The 5271-nt window shown below is 67.6% G+C and carries 5 protein-coding genes; 2 read left to right on the top strand and 3 right to left on the bottom strand.

All coding sequences use genetic code 11. The annotated features are described in order from the left end of the window. Both AADI75_RS15880 and AADI75_RS15875 read left to right on the top strand, forming a co-directional pair. Positions 1-1635, top strand: a 1635-nt coding sequence (locus tag AADI75_RS15880; RefSeq protein WP_341209958.1) for a V-type H(+)-translocating pyrophosphatase, incomplete at its 5' end; no start/stop codon positions are given. A 142-nt stretch (positions 1636-1777) separates the two neighbouring features. After that, positions 1778-3385: a DNA methyltransferase gene (locus AADI75_RS15875; RefSeq protein WP_341209957.1), complete on the top strand. Its 1608-nt coding sequence runs from the start codon at positions 1778-1780 to the stop codon at positions 3383-3385. 106 nt (positions 3386-3491) lie between these two features. On the opposite strand, the gene AADI75_RS15870 is transcribed toward AADI75_RS15875, so the two are convergent. The 3 genes from AADI75_RS15870 to AADI75_RS15860 all read right to left on the bottom strand — a co-directional run. Next, positions 3492-3737: a hypothetical protein gene (locus tag AADI75_RS15870; protein WP_341209956.1), complete on the bottom strand. Its 246-nt coding sequence runs from the start codon at positions 3735-3737 to the stop codon at positions 3492-3494. A 91-nt stretch (positions 3738-3828) separates the two neighbouring features. Beyond that, the gene (locus AADI75_RS15865; protein WP_184032762.1) at positions 3829-4152 is read right to left on the bottom strand and encodes a YbaB/EbfC family nucleoid-associated protein; all 324 of its coding nucleotides are present in this window, start codon (positions 4150-4152) and stop codon (positions 3829-3831) included. Between the two features lie 13 nt (positions 4153-4165). Further along, the coding region (locus AADI75_RS15860; RefSeq protein ID WP_341209955.1) for a DNA polymerase III subunit gamma/tau at positions 4166-5271 on the bottom strand (1106 nt) is incomplete at its 5' end.

The raw sequence follows: 5271 nt of genomic DNA, 5'->3' as shown, positions 1-5271 counted from the left end.
ATCTTCACCAAGGCCGCCGATGTCGGTGCCGATCTGGTCGGCAAGGTCGAGGCCGGCATCCCCGAGGACGATCCCCGCAACCCCGCGGTGATCGCGGACAACGTCGGCGACAATGTCGGCGATTGCGCAGGGATGGCCGCCGACCTGTTCGAAACCTATGTCGTGACGCTCGGCGTCACGATGGTATCCATCGCGCTCTTGATCCAGGCGAGCCCCGCCGAGCTGATGCGGCTGATGAGCCTGCCGCTCGCGATCGGCGGCGTGTGCATCATCACCTCGATCATCGGCACGTACATGGTCCGGCTCGGGCGCGGGACGATCATGGGCGCGCTCTACAAGGGCTTTTGGACCTCGGCCTTGCTGTCGGTGCCCGCGATCTGGGCGGTGACGCAATGGACACTCGGCGACATGCACCAGGTGATCGGCGGCGCGGGCTTCCTCGACGCCGACCGCGACGCCGCGTTCGACGCGATCACCACCGGCGGCGCGGACGCCGCGGTGGCGGGAGTACCGGCGGCGGCGGCGTTCACCGGCACCGATCTGTTCTGGTGCATGATGATCGGCCTCGCGGTGACCGGGCTGATCGTCTGGATCACCGAATATTACACCGGCACCAACTACCGCCCGGTCAAGTCGATCGCCAAGGCCAGCGAGACCGGCCACGGCACCAACGTGATCCAGGGCCTCGCGATCAGCCTTGAGGCGACCGCGCTGCCGACGATCGTGATCGTGATCGCCGTGATCGCCGCCTACAAGCTCGCCGGGATCATCGGCATCGCCTTCGCCGCCACCGCGATGCTGGCGTTGGCGGGGATGGTCGTCGCGCTCGACGCTTATGGCCCGGTCACCGACAATGCCGGCGGCATCGCCGAGATGGCCGGGCTGGAGGACGAGGTTCGCGAACGCACCGACGCGCTCGACGCGGTCGGCAACACCACCAAGGCGGTGACCAAGGGCTATGCGATCGGCTCGGCGGGCCTCGCGGCTTTGGTGCTGTTCGGTGCCTACACCACCGATCTGAAGACCTACTTCCCCGACCTCACCGTCGATTTCTCGCTCAGCAACCCGTACGTCATCGTCGGGCTGCTGCTCGGCGCGTTGCTCCCTTATCTGTTCGGCGCGTTCGGGATGACCGCGGTCGGCCGCGCAGCGGGTGCAGTCGTTGAGGAAGTCCGCGAGCAGTTCCGCGACAATCCCGGCATCATGCAGGGTACCAGCCGCCCCAATTACGGCCGCACCGTCGATCTCGTCACCCGCGCCGCGATCCGCGAAATGATCGTGCCGTCGCTGCTCCCGGTGCTGTCGCCGATCGCGCTCTATTTCATCGTCCGCGCGGTCGACGGCCAGGCGAGCGGCTTCGCGGCGCTCGGCGCGATGCTGCTCGGCGTGATCGTCTCCGGCCTGTTCGTCGCCTTGTCGATGACGAGCGGCGGCGGCGCGTGGGACAATGCCAAGAAGTACATCGAGGACGGCAACCACGGCGGCAAGGGTTCGGAGGCGCACAAGGCGGCGGTAACCGGCGACACGGTCGGCGATCCGTACAAGGACACCGCCGGCCCGGCGGTCAACCCGATGATCAAGATCACCAACATCGTCGCGTTGCTGCTGCTCGCCGCGCTGGCAGGCCACGGCTGACCTTCTCGCAGACGTCATCCCCGCCGCCGCGGGGATGACGTTCGTGGCAGATTGATCCGTTTTCGACGCGTTCGGCCGCATACCTCCGAAATGGCCCCAGCTCACCGCGACAGCCGCCCCGCCCCCCGCTCCAGTCGCGCGCATGTCCAGCGCGAACCGACCGACCAACCACCTCTATTACGGCGACAACCTCGACGTGCTCCGCCGCGAGATCGGCGATGCGACGATCGACCTTGTCTACCTAGACCCACCCTTCAACTCGAACGCCAGCTACAACATCCTCTTCCGCTCCCCGACCGGCGACAGCGCCGATGCGCAGATCGAGGCGTTCGAGGACACCTGGCGCTGGAACGACCGCGCTGAGGACGCCTTCGACCGGGTCGCGCGCAGCGGCCATAGCAAGGCGTTCGACCTGCTGAACGCCATGCGCGGTTTCCTCGGCGACAACGATATGATGGCTTATCTGGCGATGATGGCGGTACGCGTCATCGAACTGCACCGCGTGCTCAAGCCGACCGGCAGCCTCTACCTCCACTGCGATTCGACCGCGAGTCACTACCTCAAGCTGCTGCTCGACGGGGTCTTCGGGGCCGATCGCTACCGCAACGAGATCATCTGGAAACGCACCACCGCGCACGCGGATGGCGGCCGCTGGGGGCGCAACCTCGATACGTTGCTGTTCTACACACGTGGCGCAGAGTACGTCTGGCACCCGCCCTTCACCGCCTACGACGCGGACTATGAAGCACGCTTCCGCCAGCGCGATCCCGACGGCCGCCGCTGGATGGACGACAATCTCACCGCCAAGGGGCTGTCGGGCGGCGGCTATACCTATGAGTATAAAGGCGTCACCTCGCTGTGGCGGATGCCCGAGGACACGATGCGCCGCCTCGACGCCGAGGGCCGGCTACACTTCACGCGCAACGGCGGCATCCGCCTCAAACGCTATCTCGACGAGGCGAAGGGAATGCCGGTGCAGGCATTATGGGCCGACATCCCCGCGCTCAACTCGCAGGCGCAGGAACGGCTCGGCTATCCCACGCAGAAGCCGCTGGCGTTGCTGGAGCGGATCGTCGCCGCTTCCTCGAACGAGGGCGATGTCGTGCTCGATCCGTTCTGCGGCTGCGGCACCGCGGTCCATGCCGCGCAGAAGCTCCACCGCCAGTGGATCGGCATCGACGTCACGCATCTCGCCATCTCGTTGATCGAGAAGCGGATGCAGGCCGCCTTCCCCGGCGTCGCCTTCACCGTCGAGGGCACGCCCAAGGATCTCGCCTCCGCGGAGGACCTCGCCCGCCGCGACAAATACCAGTTCCAATGGTGGGCGGTGTCGATGGTCGACGCCATGCCCTATGGCGGGCGAAAGAAAGGGGCCGATGGCGGCATCGACGGGATCATCTATTTCAAGCCCGATGGCCGCCGCACCGAGCGCGCGCTGGTATCGGTGAAGGGTGGCGACCATGTCGGCGTCACGATGATCCGCGACCTGCATTCCGCGATGATCCGTGAGAAAGCCGCCGCCGCGGTCTTCGTCACCAAGGTCGCACCGTCGCGCCCGATGGAGAAAGAAGCCGCCGCCGCCGGGCGCTTCACGTCCGGGCTGACAGGCAGGAGCTACCCTCGGCTCCAGATCATCACGCTCGCAGAACTGTTCCGCGGCCGCCGCCCGGATCTGCCCTACATCGACGCCACCGCGGCGTTCCGCCAGGCCCCGCGCGAAAGCAGCGCGAAACAGGGGTCGTTGCTGTAACCTATCCGTCGCCCCGGACTTGATCCGGGGTCCCGCTTCTTACCCGGGGATCGTCGAAAAGCGCGACCTCGGGTCAAGCCCGAGATGACGAACGACCTTCGAAAGATTACTTCCCGTCGGTCGCCCCGTCGATCGCCGACCCGGCCTTGTCGGCGGTGCTCTCGACGCTCTTTGCCGCCGAGGTGATGGCATTGTTCTTGGCCGTCTCGCTATCGCTGCGCACGACCATGAAATAGGCCGCGACCGCCACCACGATCAGCACCGCCAGCCCGATCAGCACGCCCGCACCGCCACCGCCACGGCGCTCGATGATGGTGGTATGCGGGGTCTGCGTCACGCGATCGTCATTCATGGCTCTCTCCCTCTCGATAGATGGAGCCATGAATGCGACCGCGGCAGCAATGTTCCGCTTCCGAAAGGACTTGGGCGTGTCCCGATCCGGTTCAGAACGGCAGCTTGAACCCCGGCGGCAACGGCAGTCCGCTGGTCATCTTCGACATCTCGGTCGACGATGCCGCATCCGCCTTGGCGCGCGCATCGTTCAGCGCCGCCGCGATCAGGTCCTCCAGCATCTGCTTCTCGGACGGGACGATCAGCGAGTCGTCCAGCGCGACCGCGATGATCCGCCCCTTGGCGGACGCCTTGACCTTCACCAGCCCGCCGCCCGCGACGCCCTCGACCTCGATCGTGTCGAGGCTGTCCTGCGCCTTCTGCAATTCGTTCTGGACGTTCTGGGCCATCGCCAGAATGTCGTTGAGATCCTTCATGTGATACTCCCCATCATGTAATACTACGCTGCGCAGGTTTCGGATCGATCAGCTCGGCCCCGGGAAAGGCATCGAACGCGGCGGCGACGATCGGGTGCGCGCGCGCCGCGTCATGCCGCGCCTGCACCACGTCCTGCTCCGCCTCGAACATCGTCGGCGCGCCGGGCAGGTCGGCCATCGCCAGCTTCCAGGGGCTACCGGTCGCCTCGCGCAACACCGCCGCCAGCTCGGTCAGCGTATCGGTCGACAACGGCCGCGTCCCGCTAAACACGATCTCGGGCGGGGCATAGCGCACCAGGCTCGCCCCCCGCCGCAACCGCACCAGCAGGTCGAGCTTGCCGCGCTCGTCGAGCAGCGCCAGCACCCCCGCGAATTCCTTCGGCGCGCGATCCTCCGGCGTCGGCGGCGGTGGCGCGGCGGGCGCGCTCGGCGTCGCGACGGGCATGTCCCCCGCCGCCAGCCGCCGCGCCAGCTCGCCCGGATCGGGCAGCGTCGAGGCGTGGATCGCGCGCAGGATCGCCATCTCGGCGGTCTCGATCGGCAACGCCGCGCGCCCGACCTCCTCATGCCCCTTCAGGAACAATTGCCACAGCCGGTGCAGCGCCGGGAACGACAGCTTCCCCGCCCAGTCGCGATACGCCGCGCGCTCCTCGGCGGGCTGCGCGGCATCGTCTGAAGCGCCGACCTTCACCTGCGTCACGCCGTGCACCGCCTCCAGCAGCCCACGCATCACACCCTGCGGGTCGACGCCAAGATCATATTGCCGCCGCAGCGCCGCCAGCGCGCCGGGCGCATCCGCCGCGAGTACCAGCGCCAGCAGGTCGCGCACCGCATTGCGATCCGACAGCCCCAGCATCTCGCGCACCACGTCGGCACGCACCCCGCCGCCTTCCAGATCGGCATGCGCGATCGCCTGGTCGAGAATCGACAGCCCGTCGCGCGCCGATCCTTCCGCCGCGCGCGCGATCAGCGCCAGCGCCTCGGCATCGGCCTGCGCGCCCTCCGCCGCCACCACCCGCGCGAAATGCTCGGCGAGCAATGGCGCCGGGATGCGCCGCAAATCGAACCGCTGGCACCGCGACAGCACCGTCACCGGCACCTTGTTCACCTCGGTGGTCG

Source organism: uncultured Sphingomonas sp. (assembly GCF_964021865.1).
Lineage (GTDB): Bacteria > Pseudomonadota > Alphaproteobacteria > Sphingomonadales > Sphingomonadaceae > Sphingomonas.
Note: the sequence above shows the minus strand (reverse complement) of the source record. Positions and strands in the feature narration are given on the sequence as shown.

Excerpts from the sequence above, each read along its gene's own strand:
- AADI75_RS15875 (WP_341209957.1), top strand. The coding sequence starts at position 1,778 with ATGTCCAGCGCGAACCGACCGACCAACCACCTCTATTACGGCGACAAC.
- AADI75_RS15870 (WP_341209956.1), bottom strand. The coding sequence starts at position 3,737 with ATGAATGACGATCGCGTGACGCAGACCCCGCATACCACCATCATCGAG.
- AADI75_RS15865 (WP_184032762.1), bottom strand. The coding sequence starts at position 4,152 with ATGAAGGATCTCAACGACATTCTGGCGATGGCCCAGAACGTCCAGAAC.